Consider the following 22,013-nt stretch of genomic DNA (forward strand, 5'->3'; position numbering starts at 1 on the left):
TCCCCCCTCACTCGATTTTCTCTTCTTGTAAATCGAATGATTGGTTGCTGTCATTTTCATTATTGACCGATGTCTCTTCTGAATCAAGAAAAGTGGATTGCGCATATGGATCGATTCCTAATTCTCTCGCTTCCGATTCGCTTTTAATATCAATTTTCCAGTTTGTCAGCTTTGCTGCTAGCCGAGCGTTTTGCCCGCGTTTGCCGATTGCTAATGACAGCTGATAATCCGGCACGATTACGGTCGTTGCTTTTTGTTCTTCATTGACGATTACACGCAACACTTTTGCCGGACTTAATGCGTTTGCGACAAACTCAACAGGATCTGCAGACCAGCGGACAATATCAATTTTTTCCCCGTTTAATTCCTCCACAACCGCTTGAACCCGTTGCCCTTTTGGACCGACGCACGCGCCGACCGGATCCACTTCCGGATTGTCGGAATGCACCGAAATTTTCGAGCGGTCTCCCGCTTCACGGGCAATCGATTTAATTTCTACTGTTCCATCATAAATTTCTGGGACTTCCAGTTCAAAAAGACGCTTAAGCAACCCCGGATGGGTGCGTGAAACAAAAATTTGTGGTCCTTTTGTTGTTTTTTCCACTTTTGTAATGTACACTTTAATGCGGTCGTGCGGTTTGTATGTTTCGTTCGGCATTTGTTCGCTAGCCGGCAGCAGCGCTTCTGTTTTACCGAGACTGACATAAACAAAGCGAGAATCTACACGTTGTACGATCCCTGTCATAATATCTTCTTCACGGTCGACAAACTCAGCGTAAATAACGCTTCTCTCTGCTTCGCGCACCCGTTGTGTAACAACTTGTTTCGCTGTTTGCGCAGCAATGCGGCCAAAATCTTTCGGCGTTACTTCTAACTCAAGAACATCGCCGATTTGATAATTCGGATTGATTCGTTGTGCTTCTTCTAAAGAAATTTCGAGGCGCGGATCATTTACTTCATCAACCACTTCTTTACGAGCAAATACACGGATCGTTCCTGTTTCTGTATTTAAATCAACCCGTACGTTTTGCGCCTGGCCGAAATTGCGTTTATACGCGGAAATGATCGCCGCTTCAATCGCTTCCATCACAACTTCTTTGCTAATGCCTTTTTCACGGATAATATCCGCTAGGGCATCGAGTAATTGTGTATTCATGAAACGAAAATCCCCCTTTTACCATTAAAAAAAGATAACAGCAAGTCTTGCGCTCGCCACTTTTTCATACGGAATATCGATTGTTTTTTTGCGAGTTTTGTCTTTAACAGTGACAGACACTGTTGTTCCATCAAAACCGATAAGTTCGCCTTCAAACTCCTTTTCTCCTTCAATTGGTTCATATGTTTTTATATATACATTTTTCCCAATCGCTTTTGTAAAGTCCTTCGGCTTTTTTAACGGTCGTTCCGCCCCAGGTGAAGAAACTTCAAGAAAATAGTTGTGTGGAATTGGATCGACTTCATCTAGTTTTTCACTTAACTTTTCGCTCACCATACCACATTGTTCAATATCAACACCATTATCGGAATCAATAAAGACACGCAAAAACCAATTTTTTCCCTCTTTTACATACTCGATATCCACAAGTTCTAAATCCATGTCGGCAAGAATTGGAGTGACTAGTTCTTCTACTATATTCGTCACTTTTTTGCTCATTCTTTTCCTCCTAACATAGAGAAACTGCAATCCGTTCGTTATAACGAGAAAATCCCCTGCAAATCTGCGGGGAATGAAAAGCAATTGGCATCCATTCAAGACGAAAGAGTGGGTTTCCCCACTCTTTCCTTACCCATTATCTTTACCATTTCCACTAAAACTATAACATATTGGAAAATATATTGCAATGGGAAAACGAAACGAGATCCTATTTGTCATGGATTTTTTAAGGTCCGGCTGAAAATGGGACATCGGTTTTGCACTATATGCCGTTACAAACGAAAAGCCTATTTGCTAATCTGTTTAGCGCTGACAACGCGATCAGATGACTTTAAAATAAGGAAAGCTGGTTATGGTCTGGCAACGAATCAAGACAACCGCGGCTCTCTAAATATTCGATGAGCGTCTTTGAAAGTTTTCCGCGCTGCTGTAAATCTTCTTTTGATAAAAATTCTCCTTCTTCGCGAGCACGGACGATGTTGAGCGCCACGTTTGTCCCAAGACCCGGAATGGCGTTAAATGGCGGAATAAGCGAATTGCCGTCAATGACGAATTCGGTCGCCTGTGAACGGTAAAGGTCGATGTTTTTAAACGAGAATCCGCGTTCACACATTTCTAAAGCGACCTCTAATACCGTCAACAAGCTTTTTTCTTTTGCCGTCGCGTTCAATCCTTTCGCATTAATTTCTTCGATGCGTTTGCGAATCGCCGCAGAACCTTTAATCATCGCGTCCAAATCAAAGTCTTCCGCACGCACTGTAAAATAAGAAGCATAGTACAAAAGCGGATGATGCACTTTAAAGTAAGCAATGCGAACCGCCATTAATACGTACGCGGCAGCGTGCGCTTTCGGGAACATATATTTAATCTTTTTACATGATTCAATATACCATTCCGGCACATCATGTTTGCGCATTTCTTCTTCGAATTCCGGCGTTAGCCCTTTTCCTTTCCGCACCGATTCCATAATTTTAAAGGCAAGCGACGGCTCAAGCCCGCGATAAATTAAATAAACCATAATGTCGTCGCGGCAGCCAATTACTTCAGAAAGGGTGCAAGTGCCGTTTTGAATTAACTCTTGAGCGTTTCCAAGCCAGACGTCCGTTCCATGGGAAAGGCCGGAAATTTGCACCAGCTCGGAAAATGTCTTTGGCTTCGTTTCTTCAAGCATCTGCCGGACAAAGCGCGTTCCGAATTCTGGAATACCGAGCGTGCCGACATTGCACATAATTTGTTCCGGCGTGACGCCGAGTGATTCAGTACTGCTGAAAATTTTCATCACTTCTGGATCGTCCGTCGGAATCGTTTTTGGATCAATGCCGCTTAAATCTTGGAGCATACGAATTACCGTCGGATCGTCGTGCCCAAGAATATCTAGCTTCAGAAGATTGTCATGGATCGAATGGAAATCAAAATGCGTCGTGCGCCATTCGGAACTCGTATCGTCAGCTGGATATTGAATTGGCGTAAAATCGTAAATGTCCATATAATCCGGAACGACGATAATGCCTCCTGGATGCTGCCCGGTTGTCCGTTTTACCCCGGTACATCCCGCGGCAAGACGGTCGATTTCCGCACTGCGCAGCTGCAAATTCAAATCGCTCGCATACCCTTTGACAAAACCGTAAGCCGTTTTATCAGCCACCGTACCGATCGTTCCTGCGCGATATACGTTATCTTCTCCGAACAATACTTTCGTATAGTTATGGGCGCGCGGCTGATATTCCCCCGAGAAGTTCAAGTCGATATCCGGAACTTTATCCCCTTTAAAGCCAAGGAATGTTTCAAACGGAATATCATGCCCATCTTTTTTATATTTTGTGCCGCATTTTGGACAATTTTTATCCGGCAAGTCAAATCCTGAACCGACCGAACCGTCATTGAAAAATTCCGAGTGCTTGCAATTCGGACAAACATAGTGCGGCGGCAGCGGATTTACTTCCGTAATTTCCGTCATCGTCGCGACAAAAGAGGACCCGACAGATCCGCGCGAACCGACAAGGTAGCCGTCATCAAGCGATTTTTTTACGAGTTTATGGGAAATTAAATAAATGACGGCAAAGCCGTGTCCGATAATGCTTTTTAACTCTTTCTCCAAGCGCTGCTCAACAATTTCCGGCAGCGGATCACCGTAAATTTCTTTGGCGCGCCGATAACTCATTTCGCGAATTTCCTCTTCCGCCCCTTCAATGCGCGGCGTATACAGCTTATCTTTAATCGGCTTTACCTCGCCAATAAGATCAGCGATTTTTTGCGTATTCATAACGACGATTTCTTTCGCTTTTTCTTCTCCTAAAAAGGAGAAACACTTGAGCATTTCGTCCGTCGTCCGAAAATATACATCCGGCAGCTCATAACGGTTGAGCGGATTTGCTCCGCCTTGGGAGTGAATCAAAATTTTTCGGTAAATTTTATCTTCTGGATTTAAATAATGAACGTTTCCAGTTGCGACGACAGGAATGTTTAATTTTTCCCCGAGCATCACGATCTTGCGGATAATTTCCTTAATCATATTTTCATCTTTTACGTAATCCATTTCAATCAGCGGTTTGTACACTTCCGGCGGATGCACTTCGAGAAAATCGTAAAACTTCGCGATTTCTTCGACTTCTTCCGGCGCTTTTTGAATCATATTGTCAAATACTTCCCCTTTATCGCAGCCGGAACCGACTAAAATTCCTTCACGATGCTGCTGAAGCACTGAGCGAGGAATACGCGGGACCCGGTAAAAATATTTCACATGTGATAAAGAAACAAGTTTAAATAAATTTTTTAATCCAATGTCATTTTGCGCAAGCAATGTCACATGGAACGGACGGGATCGTTGATACGACACTTCTTCCTTCGAACGTTCATTTAATTCGTCATGATATAAAATTCCTCGTTCTTGCGCGTCCTTTAATAGGCGCATAAGCAAATATCCAGTCGCTTCTGCATCGTAAATCGCCCGGTGATGCTGGGTTAGCTCGATATCAAATTTTTTACATAGCGTGTTTAAACGGTGGTTTTTCAATTCTGGATATAAAAACCGCGCTAATTCAAGCGTATCAATAACCGGATTCGTCACTTTACCAAGACCGAGTTTCGTAAAGCCGACATTTAAAAATCCAATGTCAAAGCTAGCGTTATGTGCGACAAGGATGCTATCGCCCATCCAGTCGTAAAACTGGCGCAGCACTTCTTCGACATCTGGGGCATCTTTCAACATGTCATCGGTAATGCCTGTCAGCTCGATCGTTGTAATCGATAACGGATGATGCGGGTTGGCAAATGAAGTAAAGCGGTCGATAATTTCTCCGTCCTTCACTTTCACAGCGGCAAGTTCAATAATCGTATTATACACCGCCGATAGACCGGTCGTTTCCACGTCAAAGACGACGTACGTGTCCTCGGAAAGCAAGCGATGCGCTTCGTTATAGGCGATCGGCACACCGTCATCGACAATGTTTGCTTCGACGCCGTACAATACTTTCATATCGTATTTTTTTGCCGCACTGTACGCTTCCGGAAATGACTGCACAACGGCATGGTCCGTAACAGCGATCGCTGGGTGGCCCCATTTTTTCGCCTGTTCAATGAGCTTCGTAACGGAAGTGACCGCATCCATTTGGCTCATCGGCGTGTGCAAATGAAGTTCCACCCGTTTTTCTCCTTCCGGAGCGGTATCTTGGCGTTCTTTCGCCTTTACTTCGTTTATATCGTTGGCGATTAACACAAGATCCCGGACGAACGTATCATTTTGCACACTTCCTCTTACTTTTACCCACATTCCTTTTTTTACATCCGCCATCAGTGCGGCATCTTCTTTATCGCGTGAAAACATTTTTACTAAAATCGAGTTTGTATAATCGGTAATTTTTAGTGTTAATAACGTCCGTCCGCTTTTTAACTCATTGATCTCCGCGTCAAACACATATCCTTGTACGACGACGCGGCGTTCTTCTTCGACGATGCTGTCTAGCGTGCGAATTTCCTCTTCTTCTCTAATTGGATAACCGATAATAAGCGGCCCTGCCGGCGCATTGCCCGCTGTTTCTGATTTCGTTTCTTTCGTCATCTCCGTTAACGCCGCTAAAGCACGTTCCGCATCTTCTTGTTGTTTTTGCGCTAAAAATTGCTCAAAATCTTTTTCAGACTGTTTGACTTCTATTTCCAGCTGCAAAAGCGGAAAACCAAACGTTTGATATACTTCAGCTATTTTTTTGGCAAAGCGGCGCTTCACCGCCATTGCTTCTGCATCATTGCGAGCAGTAACGTATAGTTTATTTCCTTTCACAGTCGGAACTTGCTCATGAAGCAATGATAAAAGCGGCGAGGCCCCTTCTTGCAACTCTTGCAAACAGAGCGTCCAATAGTCACGCACATCCGATTCCGTAAAATGCGCATCGATCGTTTGTATTGTATATTTCACGTTTGCGATATGATGAAACGCATGAACAAGCTTTTGTGTAAACAGTTGATAAACCCGATAAGGCAAAATTTTCGGCAGCAAAAAATAGAAATGCCAGCATTTTTTCTCCTTTTCAATGACAAGCTTTTGAATGCCTGCCTCAGAGAAATACGGAACAAATTCGTCAGACGTCAATTCAAGCTGCTGCAACAACACTTGAAATCGCTCTTTTTGCTCGTTCGTTAACATGACGTCGATCCTTTCCCCTCTCAAAATGATTACACATCTCTTCTAATATAATAACAGAAGGGCTGTCTGAAAAGTAATGTTTCTACTTTCCACCAGCACAGCCCTTCAAAATCTATATTTATTGCTGTAAAAGACGTCGAATCGTGTCGATCAGTTCGTCTACAGACACTTCTATTGATTCGCCTGTTTGGCGCACTTTTACTTCCACAATTCCTTCATTAGCGCGCTTTCCAACTGTCACCCGAATCGGAATTCCGATTAAATCGCTGTCGGCAAATTTAACGCCAGCGCGCTCCGGACGGTCATCATATAATACTTCAAAGCCGGCTTGTCCAAGCTTTTCATACCATTCGTCAGCAAGCTGACGCTGCTCCTCATTTTTTGCATTCACCGAAATAAGATGGACGTGGAAAGGAGCAACCGATGCCGGCCACACAAGACCGTTTTCGTCGGCAAATTGCTCGGCAATCGCAGCAACTAACCGGGAAACGCCGATGCCGTAGCAGCCCATAATCATCGTTTGCGAACGTCCATTTTCATCTAAATAAGTCGCGTTCATCGCTTTGCTGTAACGCGTGCCCAATTTAAACACGTGGCCAACTTCAATGCCGCGGGCAAAGCGAATCGTGCCTTTTCCATCTGGAGACGGATCTCCTTCTTGAATAAAACGTAAATCTGCATATTCAGAAACAGTAAAATCACGCTCTGGATTTACGCCAATATAATGATATCCTTCCTCATTCGCCCCACATACACCATTGACAATTGCTTTTACCGCGTGATCGGCAACGACGGTAACGGATTCGCTAACACCGATTGGACCGAGCGAACCGACCTCACAGTTCATTACTTGCTTCGTTTCTTCCGGTGTTGCCAGCTCTACGACCGATGCGTCAAATAAGTTTTTCACTTTTACATCGTTTGCTTCATGGTCGCCGCGGACAAGTACAAGTACGTAACGGTCGTCCACTTTAAAGAGCAATGACTTAATGCATTTTTCTGGCGTCACCTGTAAATAGGAAGCTACCTCTTCTATTGTTTTTTGCCCCGGTGTATGCACTTTTTCCAATTTGCGAAGCGGCTCATCGCTTTTTTCATATGTAGTAATAACAGGGGCCATTTCGATATTTGCCGCGTAATCAGAGGCATCGGAATAGGCGATCGTATCTTCACCGATTTCCGATAATACCATAAATTCATGCGTATCTTTTCCGCCAATCGCTCCGGAATCAGCAATGACGGCACGGAAATTTAAACCGCAGCGGCGGAAGATGTTCGAATACGCTTCATACATTTTATTGTATGTTTCATCCAAACTTTCTTGTGACGTATGGAACGAATAGGCGTCTTTCATAATAAATTCGCGGCCGCGTAATAAACCGAAGCGCGGGCGTTTTTCATCACGGAATTTCACTTGAATTTGATAAAGCGTAAGCGGCAGGCGCTTATATGTTTTCACTTCGTCACGCACAAGCGCAGTAATTATTTCCTCATGCGTCGGTCCAAGCGCAAAATCGCGTTCATGACGGTCTTTCAGGCGCATAAGCTCCGGACCGTACGAATACCAGCGGCCGGATTGCTGCCATAATTCCGCTGGCTGCAGCGCCGGCATGAGCAATTCGATCGCTCCGGCACGATTCATTTCCTCACGAATGATCGCCTCTACTTTTTGCAATACGCGTTGGCCAAGCGGTAAAAACGTATATACACCGCTTGCGCTTTGTCGAATAAATCCAGCGCGCAACAACAGCTGATGGCTTTTCACTTCTGCGTCTGCAGGCACTTCACGCAATGTCGGAATAAATGACTGACTTTGTCTCATCTTCTTGCACCTCTTTTTCTCTATCTCTTTTGTTCAAGGAAAGAAGGAAGAAGACTTCCCATCTTTCCTTCACTTTTCATAGGAAAAACTTTTGAATGTCATTCCATGTAACAACAAGCATTAATAGCATTAAAAGGGCAAAACCGATAAAATGAACCATTCCTTCTTTTTGGCGGTCAATCGGTTTGCCGCGCAGCGCTTCGATGGCGAAAAAGAGCAATCGCCCACCATCAAGCGCAGGAAGCGGCAATAAGTTGACAATACCAAGGTTAATGCTTAAAATCGCCCCCCATTTCATTAAATAGTAAATTCCCGATTCTGCCACTTTTCCAGTTGAAACGGCAATGCCAACCGGCCCCGATAGCATATCGAGCTTAAATTGACCAGTGACTAACTGTCCGAGGCCTACAAGAATTTCTTTCGTCCAATAATACGTTTCAATGACTCCTTGTTTTAATGAGCCGAAAACCGATTTTTCCATCGGCCCGTACACACCAATAAGACCAATCGTTTCTCCTTGTATTGTTTTCGCGTCAGGCGTTACCGTAATATCCATAATTTTTCCATTCCGTTGTATTTTAAAAAGCAATTCCTCTTCTGGATGGGCACGAATAATATCAACGACTTGCGTCCACGTCTTGACCGGTTCGTCATCGATCGAAAGAACGATGTCACCTTGCCTGAGCCCCGCTTCTTTTGCCGCACCGTCTTTTGTCAGTTCGCCGATTATCGGTTTGTCAACCGGATATCCTTGAAGCAATCCGATTAGCAAAAATACAACAAATGCCAACACAAAATTCATAAGCGGCCCTGCCAAAATCGCCATCGTCCGTTGCCCTAACGTTTTCGCGGCAAATTGACGATGGTACGGAGCAATTTGAATTTCTTGATGGTCGACGACGAAAAAGGCTGGCTCGTTCACGGAAAATCGTTCGAGGCGATCTTCATTTTGATCCACATAGCCGGTAATGTACATCTGATGTTCTAAATCTGCTTGTTCTACTTCAATTATTTTCGCATTTGGATAGTCGTCTTTATGGTTGACAATAATTTTGTCGACGTTGCCGTTGCGATCTAGTTCTAATCCGACGACTTGCCCGGGTTTAATTTCGATCATTTCCGGGTCTTCACCGGCCATGCGGACAAAACCGCCTAATGGGAGCAAACGAATCGTGTATACGGTTTCGTTTTTCTTAAATGAAAATACTTTTGGACCGAAGCCGATGGCAAACTCCCGGCATAAAATTCCCGCGCGCTTAGCGAAAATCAAATGGCCAAGTTCGTGGAAAAACACAAGCGCACCGAAAATCACAATAAACGCAATGATCGTTTCCAATGTTTCAACCACCTTTTTTTATAGTAGTGACCGAACGTACCGGCGGGTTTCCGCATCAATTTCACGAATCTCCTCCAGCGATGGTTCTTTTACAAATTCATGCCGCTCTAGTGCACGTTCAATATATTCCTCAATAGTTAAAAATGCGATACGGCCTTGCAAAAAGGCGGAAACTGCCTCTTCATTCGCGGCGTTCAACACCGTTGGCAACGACCCGCCCGCTTTTCCTGCTTCATATGCTAATTGTAAACAACGAAAACGCTCAAAGTCTACCCGCTCAAAGTGTAATGTGCTAATTTCTGCTAAGTCAAGCGGTTTCGCATTGGCTAGCGGCAAGCGTTCAGGGTATGTTAAAGCGTATTGAATCGGTACGTGCATATCTGGCGTTCCGAGCTGGGCGATCACACTCGTATCACGGAATTGAACGAGCGAATGAATGATGCTTTCACGATGTAATAGCACATCAATTTGCTCATATGGCAACTCGAAAAGCCAATGCGCCTCAATAACTTCTAACCCTTTGTTCATCATTGTCGCCGAGTCAATCGTAATTTTTGCTCCCATTGACCAGTTCGGATGGCGCAACGCTTCTTCCACTGTTACGTTTTTTAATTCTTCCCTTGTTTTATCACGGAAGCTGCCGCCGGAGGCTGTTAAAATAATTTTTTCCACACGGTTTCGTTTTTCTCCTTGTAAACATTGAAAAATTGCCGAGTGTTCGCTGTCAACTGGCAATAAAGAAACGCCGTGTTTTTTAGCGGCTGCTGTTACAATATGCCCTGCTGTTACGAGTGTTTCTTTGTTCGCTAATGCAATCGTTTTGCCTGCTTCAATAGCTCTTAGTGTCGGAACAAGACCTACGCTTCCAACAACGGCTGTCACAACGATATCCGTTTCTGGGAAAGCCGCTGCTTCAATTAATCCCTCCTCGCCAAAAACGATTTTCACTTTTCCTGCGTATTCGCTGCGAAGCTTCTCATAAGCGTCCGCTTCAGCAACAGCGACAAGCCGAGGAGCAAACTCTTCAATAATCGCTCGCGCCATGTCCACATTTTTTCCAATCGATATTGCTGTTAATTGAAATTCATCTGGATAGGAACGAATAATATCCAACGTCTGGGTGCCGATGGAACCACTCGCCCCTAATATACTAATATATTTCAATTCCTTCACTCCTAACTCCCTTATAACGCTGCATTGATGAAAAAGTGCAAAATCGGCAAAATGAATAATAAACTATCAAAGCGGTCCAAAATACCGCCATGACCCGGCAAAATATTTCCTGAATCTTTTACGCCATAATGCCGTTTAAATGCGGATTCGACTAAATCCCCTAATTGGCCGAATATGGAAAGAACAATCGTCATCACAATTAAAAGGGCAAAACTGTCAAAAAGGTTTGTACATAGTTGATATATAATAGCAATAACAACCGCACAAACAATTCCGCCAATCGAGCCTTCTACGGTTTTATTCGGGCTAATTTCCGGCCAAAGCTTGCGTTTTCCCCATGCCCGACCGATAAAATACGCTCCCGTATCTGTCGCCCATATGGTAAATAAAGCATAAACCATATAAGCTAAACCAATAAAGCGGGTTTCCATGAAATAATAAAACCCAAAGCCAACATAAAGAATGGATAAACATATAAATCCCGCTTCTTCAAATGTAAATGTGTTTTTTGTCACCACCGTATATATAAGCAACAATAATACGGCAACTACTAATAATTCGATTTTCGTTATATTGAAGGACTCGAGCCAATTGGTGTAGGCTTTCGGAATAAGAAGCCCCCATAAAAGCAGAAAACCAATGATTCCTTCTATAGAAAACACGCGAAGACGTTTCATGCGCAATAATTCAAACAGCCCAATCGTTGCCAATATATATGTTACTATTATAAACGGAAATCCGCCAAAAATAACAATCGGTAAAAACAGTGCGGCGGCAATGACTCCAGTAATGATCCGTTGCTTCATCTTGTTTAAACTCCTCCAAACCGGCGATTACGCTTTTGAAAAGCAGCAATCGCTTCTAATAAATGTTGCTCTGTAAAATCTGGCCATAACACATCGGTAAACCAAAATTCAGTGTAAGCGAGCTGCCATAACATAAAATTGCTTAAACGTATTTCTCCGCTTGTACGGATGAGTAAATCCGGATCTGTTAAATCCTTTGTCATTAAATATGAAGACACTAATTCTTCCGTAATTTCCTCTGGAGATAACCAGCCTTTTTGCACTTCTTTGGCAATCTGTTGCATCGCATATGTAATTTCCGCACGACTTCCGTAGTTTAAAGCAAAATTAAGAATTAATCCTGTATTTTCCTTTGTTTCGTCAATGGCTCTTTCTACCGCTCGCCGTGTATGCTCTGGAAGCTGCTCGATATTGCCAATCACGCGAACGTTGACATTCTCCTCCACCAATTCAGGAAGAAATGTCGTTAAAAATTGCTCTGGAAGCTTCATTAAATAATCTACTTCGCTTTTCGGACGCTTCCAATTTTCTGTTGAAAATGCATATAATGATAATATTTTAATGCCAAGTTCGTTGGCAAAACGAGTAATTTTGCGAACGACTTGCATGCCTTCATAATGGCCTGCCGCCCGCGGCAATGCGCGTTTTTTCGCCCATCGCCCGTTTCCATCCATAATGATGGCGACATGTTTCGGGATCGGATTTTGCATTATTTCTTCCTTTGTGTAAACAAGAGAAGAGGACGACACATCCTCTTTATTTTTCCAAATTTTATTAAACATACTAGTCCTCCATATGAAGATATTTTATTATTAATGTACCATGCGACTAGTGAGTTTCGAAACAGCTATTTTAACTCTCTGTCTCATTTGCTTTTTCATTATAACAAAAAAACCCTCCATGAAAATAGAGGGTCTTTCCTATTTCATTACACTTCCATAACTTCTTTTTCTTTCTCTTTCGTAATCGTATCAATTTTTGCGATATGGTCATCGGTAAGCTTTTGAATATCGTCCGTATAACCGCGCAATTCGTCTTCAGTAATTTCCCCGTTTTTCTCAAGCTTTTTCAACTCATCATTTGCATCACGGCGGATGTTACGAACAGCAACTTTCGCATCTTCCGAATATTTTTTGACAAGCTTCACTAGCTCGCGGCGACGTTCTTCCGTTAATGGCGGAATGGTGATGCGAATGACTGACCCGTCGTTGGATGGCGTTAATCCTAAATCAGAAGATAAAATGGCTTTTTCGATATCTTTGATCACCGATTTATCATACGGCTGAATGACGAGCAGACGCGCTTCCGGAACACTGATGCTTGCCAGCTGGATAATTGGTGTAGGCACGCCGTAATAATCAACTGTTACTTTTTCCAATAAACTCGGGTTTGCTCTTCCTGCGCGAATGGTCGCAAGTTCACGAGTGAACGCCTGAACAGCTTTGTCCATTTTTTCCTTTGCAGTATTGATAACTTGTTGTACCATCTTTATTTCCCCCTTACGATTGTTCCTATATTTTCACCAAGAACGGCACGTTTTATATTGCCTTCTTCCATAATGGAGAAAACAATCAACGGAATATCGTTATCCATACATAACGATGAAGCAGTGGAGTCCATCACGCCTAATCCTTGTTTAATAACATCTAAATAGGATACTTCATCATATTTTACAGCGTTTTCATCAACTTTCGGATCAGCGCTATAAACACCGTCAACGTTATTTTTTGCCATTAAAATAACGTCTGCTTCAATTTCAGCAGCACGTAATGCGGCAGTCGTATCGGTTGAAAAATATGGATTTCCTGTTCCTGCTGCAAAAATAACGACGCGTTTTTTCTCCAAATGACGGATCGCTCTTCTTCGTATGTAAGGTTCAGCAACTTGCCGCATTTCAATGGATGTTTGCACTCTCGTTTCAACACCGAGATTTTCAAGGCTATCTTGGAGAGCAAGCGAATTCATCACTGTTGCAAGCATTCCCATATAGTCCGCTGTGGCGCGATCCATTCCCATCTCGCTTCCCGTTTTTCCGCGCCATATATTGCCGCCGCCGACGACGATCGCAATCTCAACACCAAGTTCGGCGACTTCTTTTACTTGTTTTGCAATGGATTGAATGATCGAAGGATTAATACCAAATCCTTGTTCACCAGCTAACGCTTCACCGCTTAATTTTAATACAACTCGCTTATACTTTGGCTTTTCCATGTCAAACCTCCATGCAGCTAATTAAAAGCGAAATAACGTTTATTTCCAAGGAAACATCGCAAAGAAAATGCCGCATTGCTTCCTTGTCAAGCTAAGCGTTGTAACGTTCTATTTTTAAAAATAGGGAACACGGCGTGTGTTCCCTATGGACTTCATTCATTGCTTTCTCATTTGATTCATTACTTCTTCAGCAAAGTTATCTTGGCGTTTTTCCATACCTTCGCCTACTTCATAACGGATAAATGTTTTCACTGTCGCGCCGTTAGATTCAACATATTGACGGACTTTTACATCTGGGTTTTTCACAAACGCTTGTTCTAGCAAGCAAATATCTTCATAAAATTTGTTTAAACGGCCTTCTACCATTTTTTCAACGATATGTTCCGGTTTTCCTTCATTTAATGCTTGCTGTTTCAATACTTCGCGTTCGCGATTAATTTCTTCTTGCGGCACTTGGTCGCGGGAAACGTATTTCGGATGCAATGCGGCGATATGCATTGCCACATCTTTCGCTACTTCTTGGTTTGCCGAACCTGCTAATAATGTTAATACGCCGATGCGGCCTCCCATGTGCAAATACGCACCAAAAACATCATTTTCTCCTTTTTCCACAATTTCAAAACGACGCAACGTGATTTTTTCACCAATTTTTGCAATTGCAGCATTAATATGTTCTTGAACTGTTGCCCCGTTATCCATTGTTTGCCCAAGCGCTTCTTCAAGCGTAGCTGGTTTATGTTTTAACAAGTGTGCAGCAAGTTCTTTTACTAACGTTTGGAACGCTTCGTTTTTCGCAACAAAGTCCGTTTCAGAGTTCACTTCTAAAATAACAGCCGTGTTGCCGTCGATTTCGACCAACGTCATTCCTTCCGCAGCAATACGATCCGCTTTTTTCGCCGCTTTGGCGATCCCTTTCTCACGAAGCCAATCGATCGCTTTTTCCATATCACCATTTGTTTCTGTGAGCGCTTTTTTGCAATCCATCATCCCCGCGCCAGTTTTTTCACGCAATTCTTTTACCATTTGTGCTGTAATCGCCATAAATAAAAATCCTCCTTTAAACTCGCATATATGTATCGTTCAAGCAAAATCGGCGGAAGCTAATTTTGCTCTCTCCCGTAATTAGTATAGCCAACTACGGCCATTTTCTGTCTCAAAAAAAGGTGATAAAAGGCTTTTCCCCTCTTATCACCTTTCCCAAAACACATTACTCAGCAGCAACGACTGCTTCTTCGCCTTGTTTTGCTTCTAACACTGCGTCCGCAATTTTGGAAGTAAGAAGTTTTACGGCACGAATTGCATCGTCGTTTGCTGGAATGACATAGTCAATTTCATCCGGATCGCAGTTTGTATCTACAATCCCGATAATCGGAATGTTTAATTTGCGCGCTTCTGCAACAGCAATGCGCTCTTTGCGCGGATCGATTACGAACAATGCGTCCGGCAATTCTTTCATTTCTTTAATGCCGCCTAAAAATTTCTCTAAACGTTCTTGTTCTTTCTTTAAACGAATAACTTCTTTTTTCGGAAGTACGTCAAAGATGCCGTCTTCCGCCATTTTTTCAATTTCTTTTAAACGTTTAATACGTTTTTGAATCGTTACAAAGTTTGTTAATGTACCACCTAACCAACGTTGATTCACATAGAACATGCCGCAACGTTCTGCTTCTTCTTTCACAGACTCTTGCGCTTGTTTTTTCGTACCGACAAACAAAATTTTACCGCCGTTTGCTGCTAATTCTTTTACGAAATTATATGCTTCTTCCACTTTTTTGACGGTTTTTTGTAAGTCGATAATATAAATGCCGTTGCGTTCTGTGAAAATATATTTTTTCATTTTTGGATTCCAACGGCGAGTTTGATGTCCAAAATGAACACCAGCTTCAAGCAATTGCTTCATAGAAATAACTGACATTACAAGATCCTCCTATTTGCTTGGTTTTTATTCCTCCGCCCACGTCATTTTTAAGCAAGACTGACAGCGTCAGCACCGTTGCTTAAATCGATGGGCGTGTGTATTCACACCATGTAAAATATATCATAACTGTATGTGACAATCAAGCGATTATTAGCCTACTTTTGGCGAAATTTTAATAATAACTCGATTTCCGTTTTTCCTTTTTTTAGAATTTTAGCGATTTCTTCAATCGTTTTTCCTTGTTCGAAAAGCTGCCATGCCTCTTCGACAAGCGAAGGCATAGCTTGATGACGTATATCAACGATGTCTTTCACATCGTCGACGTTTGGAAAATAGTCGGGCAGCGCTTCTTCTTTTGTCGATGTTGCGTTGGCTTTGGAAGGAGATTGCTTTCTATCAGCCTTAGTGCGATTTGTCAGCACGTCAGACAACTCTTTTAGAAAACGCTCATTTTCTTCCTTCCACTCTAATAAATATGCAGAAAACGTTTGTTCCATCTCCTCAGCCATTTGTTGCTGACGTTTTTCTGTTTCTTTCACTCTCGATAATTGTAAATAAAGCAAAATAATAACGAACAATGAAAGCGCATGAAGAATAAAACTGACAACAAGCAAAAATGCAATCATCGAATCCCTCTATCCTATCATATCAATAGTTTTTCCTTTATATGGATGGATATTTTTATTGTTTTGTTCCCGGCAAATATTGGCGCTTGTTCGTTTTTCTGTCACTTGCCTTCGCGCTCGCTCCTCTTGTTTTTTTGTTGCTTCAGCAAGCTGCGATTGCACAAGCTGTGGGTGATGGTGCAAAGCATTTTGAATTTTTCCAGCATCGTACGTTTTTGGGAACGCTATTTGCAATTCGATTAATTTGATGTCCATATGTCCCCACTTCCTTTTAAGCTAAAGCGCTTGTTCTAGAATTTTGCGCAGCTTAAAAATGGCTTTTGAATGAAGCTGGGAAATTCTTGATGTGGAAAGTCCTAAAATTTCTCCAATTTCGGTAAAAGTAAGTTCTTCTTTATAAAACAAACTAATAACAAGCTGCTCTTTTTCACTTAGCTGCTGGATTACTTCTTCCAATTTCTCATACAATTCCTGCTTTAAAACTTCTTCCTCGGGAGAAGGTGTTTTTTCATCACGAATGGCTAGAAGCGCGTTTTCTTCTTCCTTGTTTTCCGTAATAACATGTTGAAAAGATAAGACGTTGGAAAAAAAGTTCTCATTTACTGCCGTATATACTTCCTCTTCTGTGATCCCTAGTTCATCGGCAACTTCTTTTGCTGTAACAGACCGCATATACCGCTGCTCCAGCTTTTCGATCGTTTCCTCAATTTTTTTCGCCTTTTCCCTTACGCTGCGCGGAAGCCAATCTTCTTTGCGCAGCCCATCGAAAATGGCGCCGCGAATCCGAAATGAGGCGTACGTATCAAATTTTAAATCACGGGAGGGATCAAACTTTTCGAGCGCGTCGTAAAGCCCCATTAATCCAAGACTTATTAATTCTTGTTTACTTATAGTTTTTGGCAACGAAGCGGCTATTCGTTGAACATGATAATGAACAAGCGGCATATATGTTTGCACGAGCTTATCTCCGGCTTGCGGGTCACGGTGATATATCCAACGATCCCAATATTTGCGTTCTTCGCTCGTTAAAACGTTCGCCATGTGATTCCACCTCATCTTTTTCAAAATGCCGCTGTTATTTCTCTCATATTTCTTTCGTCCCTTGATTCACTGTACGAATCGATAAAATGGCCGTTTTCGGATTAAATTCGATCGTTCGTCCGCTGTTGCCGCCAACATCTTCGGCAACGATCGGAATATGAAACCGGTTCAACTGCTGCCTAACTGCCTCGACATTCCTTGCTCCAATTCGCATCATATCCGTACTTTTGGAAGGAAGAGAAAACATTTGCGCTCCACCGGCCATTTTTGCTTTTAGCATCCCTTTTCTTCCTCCCGCCTGAACAACGAGTTCTATTAACGCTTCGATCGCTGTATCTGCATATTTCGCTACGTTCATTGTTTCCGATCTCGAAAGCGAAGAATCAGGAAGCATCACATGCGCAAGTCCCGCCACTTCCTTCCATTGGTCAAAAATGACGACGCCGACACATGATCCTAATCCAGATGTTCGAATTAAATTTGGCGCATGAACCACCTTCATATCGGCAATGCCAACTTTCACTACATGAATGGTTTCGCTCACGGAAGATCCACACCTAATGCGCGAAAAATGGAAGCGAACGAATCTGGATCAGGAAGCAAGAAGAAATGCCCATTGACACTATCTTCTGGACGGCGTTCATCATACAAAGCGGTATCAATAAGAATGGCATAATCACCAACGCGAGACAATTCCAATAATCCATATTGCAAAATAGCGCCAATCATATCAACGGTTAGCATCGGAACAGATGGATAAAATGCTAAATTAGTAAAGTCAGCCAATGCCGAAAGATAGGAACCGGCAAGTATATTTCCCAGCTCTTGCAGCGCTGATTGTCCCAGTTCTGATGGATGTGTATCAAACGTAAACGCCTCATCTCCCGTCATTTGACGTATAAACCGCTCTGCCTGTGCCAATGAAAGTACAAAAAACATATTTCCCGGAGCATCTCCTTCAATCCGCAAATACACACATGCTACTACTTGTTCCGCACCGCCAATAAGCTCCATTACTTCATCAAATGTAGCAATTTGAACATATGGAACAGCCATTTCAATTTTTTTATTTAATAGTTTTGATAAGGCTGTTGCTGCATTCCCTGCTCCGATATTGCCGATTTCTTTTAAAATATCAATATGGGCGCCACTTAATTTGTTGATATGTTCCATCATTTTGTAACTCCTCTCGATAAAAGCAAAGCTTTCCCGGCAATGGCATTATGTTTCCAACACTTTTTCTAAATTGAGCAAAATAAGCAATCTTTTTCCTACCTTTGCTACCCCATGAATATAATCCACTTCCACAGCGCCAATCGCTTCTGGCGGCGGTTCGATGCTTGATGCGGGTATATCAAGCACATCGTTAGCAGCATCGACAATCAACCCAACTTCTATATCTTGAAGTGCAACAATAATAATGCGCGTTTGTTCGGAATAAGGGGAAGAAGGAAAACCAAATCGTTCTCTCAAGTCAATAATCGGTGTTACTACACCGCGTAAATTAATAACTCCTTTCACATAATGCGCCGTACGCGGAACTCGAGTAATATGTTGAATTTTTTCAATGGAACGAACGTATTGAACTGGGAGTGCATATTCTTCATTTTTTAGTTGAAAAACAATCACTTTCCATTCCGACTCCTGAACGTCAACCATCTTACATTCCTCCTTCCAATTAAAAACACTATTATTTAATTAACGCATTGCAATCAATAATAAGCGCTACTTGCCCATCCCCTAATATGGTGGCCCCAGAAATAGCAAATACAGAAGTTAAATAGTTTCCTAACGATTTTAATACGACTTCCTGTTGCCCAATAAAGGAATCAACAACAAGGCCTGCCATTTTTTCCCCTTTGCGAACGATGACTACGGAAACTAATTCTTTCTCTTCCGTTATAGTTGGTACTTCAAAAATTTCTTTTAAGAATACAAGCGGGACAACTTTTCCACGGAAATCAATGGCTCGCTGATTATGCGCATGGAAAATATCTTCTTTCTTAATGATCGCTGTCTCAATAATGGATGATAATGGAATAGCATATTTTTCTTGTTGAATTTCGACAAGCAGCACTGAAATAATGGACAATGTTAATGGCAGTTGAATCGAAAAAATGGATCCTTTTCCTTCCTCGGAATCCACTGTCACCGCACCGCCGAGCGATTCGATCGTGCTTTTGACAACGTCAAGCCCAACTCCGCGTCCAGAAATATCAGAAATTTTGTCTGCGGTCGAAAAACCAGGAGCAAAAATAAGCTCATACACTTGCCTATCCGTTAAATTAGCGGCGTTTTGCTGGGAAATAATTCCCTTATCCATCGCTTTTTGCAACACTTTATCACGATTAATGCCGGCACCATCGTCCTCTATTTCAATAAACACATGATTACCGCTATGATACGCTTTTAACTTTACCGTTCCTTCTTCCGGTTTGCCGTTTGCCCGACGCACATCTGGTGTTTCAATGCCATGGTCAATTGCATTGCGGAGAAGGTGAACAAGCGGATCGCCGATTTCATCAATAACCGTGCGATCAAGCTCTGTTTCCGCCCCGATGATTTCTAGCTTTACTTTTTTCCCTAATTCGCGCGCCAACTTTCGAACCATGCGCGGGAAGCGGTTAAAGACCGTTTCTACCGGCACCATGCGCATATTTAAAATAATGTTTTGTAAATCGCTTGAAATGCGCGACATTCGTTCCACCGTTTCATGAAGTTCCGGATGATTTAATTCGCGGGAAATTTGCTCCAAACGCCCGCGGTCAATGACAAGCTCCTCAAATAAATTCATTAAAATATCGAGTCGTTCGATATTAACGCGGATCGTTTTATTTGCTGGTATCGATTGCTTTGTCGCTGCATTTGCCTCAACGCTTTTCGGACGCTGTTCTTTCTCGGCGGTTGCTGCTTGTTGTTGCATTGTTTTTTCCTGAACAACTTCGACATCGTTTGTCTTCTTCCGCTCATCTATATGGAATAGTGCTACGTCCACTTCTTCCACTTCGGAAATTTTCATTATCCGCTCATATAATTCCTCTGCTGATTTTTTCGTTACAACGGTGACAATGAATTCTCGATCAAACTGCTCCTCCTCAAGCATCTCTACAGGAGGGGTCGATTTAATCACTTCGCCTGCTTCGTTTAATGCTTCAAATATCATAAACACGCGTGCAGATTTTAATAAACAGTCAGCTCGTAATTTGACGCGTATTTCATACGCAAAAAAGCCTTGCTCTTTTGATTGCTGCAGCACATTGTACTCAAATTCTCCGTAAGTTTGGGTAAGTGATATATTAGAAGAACTAGTCTGTTCCGTTCCTAATTTAGTCGGTGGCTCTCCTTGTTCAATACGTTTTAATTGATCGACTACTTCTTTTACATCACGCTTGCCATCGCCGCCTTCCGCAATGGACATAATCATCGCTTCTAAATGATCCACTGCTTGAAAAACAACATCTAATATTTCTGGGGTAACGGTAATTTTATGGTTGCGAATGCCGTCAAGCACATTTTCCATTTGATGGGTCAAATTTGCTAAATCTTCAAACCCCATCGTTGCAGACATTCCTTTCAACGTATGTGCTGAACGGAAAATCTCGTTTACAATTGACATGTCTTCAGGTGCTTTTTCCAATTCTAGCAACTGTTCATTGATTGCTTGTAAATGCTCTTTACTTTCTTCAATGAACACTTCCAAATATTGGCTCATGTCCATCGCCTTTTCCCCCTTGCCCTTCTACATATTTGACAATCATTTGTGCAATTTGTTCTAAAGGCACGATCAAATCTACTACATTTGCTTGAATCGCTGCTCTCGGCATCCCGAACACGACCGCTGTTTCCTGCGCTTCAGCGATTACTTTGGTGTTTCCATTTTCTTTTAATTTTTTTAATCCTGCTGTTCCGTCTGAACCCATTCCTGTCATAATGACTGCAATTTTTTCATAGTCCGTTAATGCGCTTATCGATTCAAACAGCACATCAACAGATGGACGATGGCCATTTCGTGGCGGCGACTGTTCCACGCATGTCGTAAGCGATCCATTTGATTTACGTACTAATAAATGAAACCCGCCAGGCGCAATATAAGCAGTGCCATTTTGCAACGTTTCCCCATCTTCTGCCTCTTTTACGGTAATTTGTGAAAGTGAATCAAGCCTTTGTGCCAATGATTTTGTAAATCCTTTTGGCATATGTTGAACGATCATAATTGGTGCAGCGATATTTTCTGGCAATCTCGTTAACACTTGCTGTAAAGCGCGGGGCCCTCCCGTTGATGTCCCAATACAAACGATTTTTTTGCGCTGATATGCTCGCTTGTCATACATCGGATTCATTATTATTTCACTTGCATTGTCTTTGGATATTGCCGGTACATTGGCACGACTTGCTAGCAGCACTTTGTTTATTAGTTCTTCTTTCACTTTATATAAATCAAGCGAAATCTCCCCGGACGGTTTTGCAACAAAGTCGATCGCCCCATATTGCATGGCGATAATCGTATTTTTTGCTCCTTCTGTCGTCGTGCTGGATAACATTACAACAGGGAGCGGGTGTTCTTTCATTATTTGTTTGAGCGCATCAATCCCATTCATAATCGGCATTTCAACATCTAATGTAACGACATCCGGATTTAGCAGAGAAACCTTTTCTAGTGCTTCTTTACCGTTTCTAGCCGTCCCTACTACTTCAATTTGCGGGTTTTCGGAAAGAAGATCGGTAATAAACTTTCGCATAAAAGCCGAGTCGTCTACAACGAGCACTTTCACTTTATTCATGTACTC

The 22,013-nt window shown here is 42.5% G+C and carries 20 protein-coding genes; all 20 read right to left on the bottom strand.

Going from position 1 to position 22,013, the window contains the following annotated elements; translation table 11 throughout:
* Nucleotides 1–7 precede the first annotated feature (7 nt).
* Entirely contained in the window at nucleotides 8–1,156 is a 1,149-nt protein-coding gene (gene nusA / locus QSJ37_RS05405; RefSeq protein WP_285754250.1) for a transcription termination factor NusA, read from the bottom strand.
* A 24-nt stretch (nucleotides 1,157–1,180) separates the two neighbouring features.
* Nucleotides 1,181–1,654: a ribosome maturation factor RimP gene (rimP, locus tag QSJ37_RS05410; protein ID WP_015863483.1), complete on the bottom strand. Its 474-nt coding sequence runs from the start codon at nucleotides 1,652–1,654 to the stop codon at nucleotides 1,181–1,183.
* 331 nt (nucleotides 1,655–1,985) lie between these two features.
* Complete coding sequence (locus tag QSJ37_RS05415; protein WP_285754251.1) at nucleotides 1,986–6,293, bottom strand: PolC-type DNA polymerase III; 4,308 nt, start codon at nucleotides 6,291–6,293, stop codon at nucleotides 1,986–1,988.
* A gap of 118 nt (nucleotides 6,294–6,411) precedes the next feature.
* Nucleotides 6,412–8,115: a proline--tRNA ligase gene (locus QSJ37_RS05420; RefSeq protein WP_285754252.1), complete on the bottom strand. Its 1,704-nt coding sequence runs from the start codon at nucleotides 8,113–8,115 to the stop codon at nucleotides 6,412–6,414.
* 76 nt (nucleotides 8,116–8,191) lie between these two features.
* On the bottom strand, nucleotides 8,192–9,451 hold the full coding sequence (gene rseP, locus QSJ37_RS05425; protein WP_285754253.1) for an RIP metalloprotease RseP: 1,260 nt from the start codon (nucleotides 9,449–9,451) through the stop codon (nucleotides 8,192–8,194).
* 18 nt (nucleotides 9,452–9,469) lie between these two features.
* Nucleotides 9,470–10,615 (bottom strand): 1-deoxy-D-xylulose-5-phosphate reductoisomerase, encoded by a 1,146-nt coding sequence (gene dxr / locus QSJ37_RS05430; protein ID WP_285754762.1) that lies wholly within the window; start codon nucleotides 10,613–10,615, stop codon nucleotides 9,470–9,472.
* A 20-nt stretch (nucleotides 10,616–10,635) separates the two neighbouring features.
* A complete protein-coding gene (locus QSJ37_RS05435; RefSeq protein WP_285754254.1) occupies nucleotides 10,636–11,430 on the bottom strand; it encodes a phosphatidate cytidylyltransferase in 795 nt (264 codons plus the stop codon).
* A gap of 5 nt (nucleotides 11,431–11,435) precedes the next feature.
* The gene (locus QSJ37_RS05440) at nucleotides 11,436–12,212 is read right to left on the bottom strand and encodes an undecaprenyl pyrophosphate synthase (protein ID WP_285754255.1); all 777 of its coding nucleotides are present in this window, start codon (nucleotides 12,210–12,212) and stop codon (nucleotides 11,436–11,438) included.
* Between the two features lie 146 nt (nucleotides 12,213–12,358).
* Nucleotides 12,359–12,916 carry a ribosome recycling factor gene (gene frr / locus QSJ37_RS05445; RefSeq protein WP_285754256.1) on the bottom strand — a complete coding sequence of 186 codons (558 nt, stop codon included), beginning with the start codon at nucleotides 12,914–12,916 and terminating at the stop codon, nucleotides 12,359–12,361.
* Nucleotides 12,917–12,918: 2 nt separating this feature from the next.
* Complete coding sequence (pyrH, locus tag QSJ37_RS05450) at nucleotides 12,919–13,641, bottom strand: UMP kinase (RefSeq protein WP_285754257.1); 723 nt, start codon at nucleotides 13,639–13,641, stop codon at nucleotides 12,919–12,921.
* A 156-nt stretch (nucleotides 13,642–13,797) separates the two neighbouring features.
* Nucleotides 13,798–14,682, bottom strand: a complete 885-nt coding sequence (gene tsf, locus QSJ37_RS05455; protein ID WP_143415837.1) for a translation elongation factor Ts — start codon at nucleotides 14,680–14,682, stop codon at nucleotides 13,798–13,800.
* A gap of 166 nt (nucleotides 14,683–14,848) precedes the next feature.
* Entirely contained in the window at nucleotides 14,849–15,556 is a 708-nt protein-coding gene (gene rpsB, locus QSJ37_RS05460) for a 30S ribosomal protein S2 (protein WP_285754258.1), read from the bottom strand.
* A gap of 158 nt (nucleotides 15,557–15,714) precedes the next feature.
* Entirely contained in the window at nucleotides 15,715–16,185 is a 471-nt protein-coding gene (locus tag QSJ37_RS05465) for a hypothetical protein (RefSeq protein WP_285754259.1), read from the bottom strand.
* Between the two features lie 9 nt (nucleotides 16,186–16,194).
* Entirely contained in the window at nucleotides 16,195–16,440 is a 246-nt protein-coding gene (locus tag QSJ37_RS05470) for a hypothetical protein (RefSeq protein ID WP_285754260.1), read from the bottom strand.
* A gap of 21 nt (nucleotides 16,441–16,461) precedes the next feature.
* On the bottom strand, nucleotides 16,462–17,226 hold the full coding sequence (locus QSJ37_RS05475) for a FliA/WhiG family RNA polymerase sigma factor (RefSeq protein ID WP_285754261.1): 765 nt from the start codon (nucleotides 17,224–17,226) through the stop codon (nucleotides 16,462–16,464).
* Nucleotides 17,227–17,269: 43 nt separating this feature from the next.
* Nucleotides 17,270–17,728 carry a chemotaxis protein CheD gene (locus QSJ37_RS05480; protein WP_285754763.1) on the bottom strand — a complete coding sequence of 153 codons (459 nt, stop codon included), beginning with the start codon at nucleotides 17,726–17,728 and terminating at the stop codon, nucleotides 17,270–17,272.
* 38 nt (nucleotides 17,729–17,766) lie between these two features.
* Nucleotides 17,767–18,399, bottom strand: coding sequence for a chemotaxis protein CheC (locus tag QSJ37_RS05485; RefSeq protein ID WP_285754764.1), 633 nt, complete (start codon nucleotides 18,397–18,399; stop codon nucleotides 17,767–17,769).
* 48 nt (nucleotides 18,400–18,447) lie between these two features.
* The gene (locus tag QSJ37_RS05490; protein ID WP_285754262.1) at nucleotides 18,448–18,885 is read right to left on the bottom strand and encodes a chemotaxis protein CheW; all 438 of its coding nucleotides are present in this window, start codon (nucleotides 18,883–18,885) and stop codon (nucleotides 18,448–18,450) included.
* A 31-nt stretch (nucleotides 18,886–18,916) separates the two neighbouring features.
* Nucleotides 18,917–20,944 (bottom strand): chemotaxis protein CheA, encoded by a 2,028-nt coding sequence (locus tag QSJ37_RS05495; protein ID WP_285754263.1) that lies wholly within the window; start codon nucleotides 20,942–20,944, stop codon nucleotides 18,917–18,919.
* A complete protein-coding gene (locus QSJ37_RS05500) occupies nucleotides 20,910–22,007 on the bottom strand; it encodes a protein-glutamate methylesterase/protein-glutamine glutaminase (protein WP_285754264.1) in 1,098 nt (365 codons plus the stop codon). Before QSJ37_RS05500 ends, QSJ37_RS05495 begins: the two co-directional genes overlap by 35 nt.
* Nucleotides 22,008–22,013 lie beyond the last annotated feature (6 nt).

Source organism: Parageobacillus sp. G301, from assembly GCF_030268025.1.
GTDB classification, from domain to species: Bacteria; Bacillota; Bacilli; order Bacillales; family Anoxybacillaceae; genus Parageobacillus_B; species Parageobacillus_B toebii.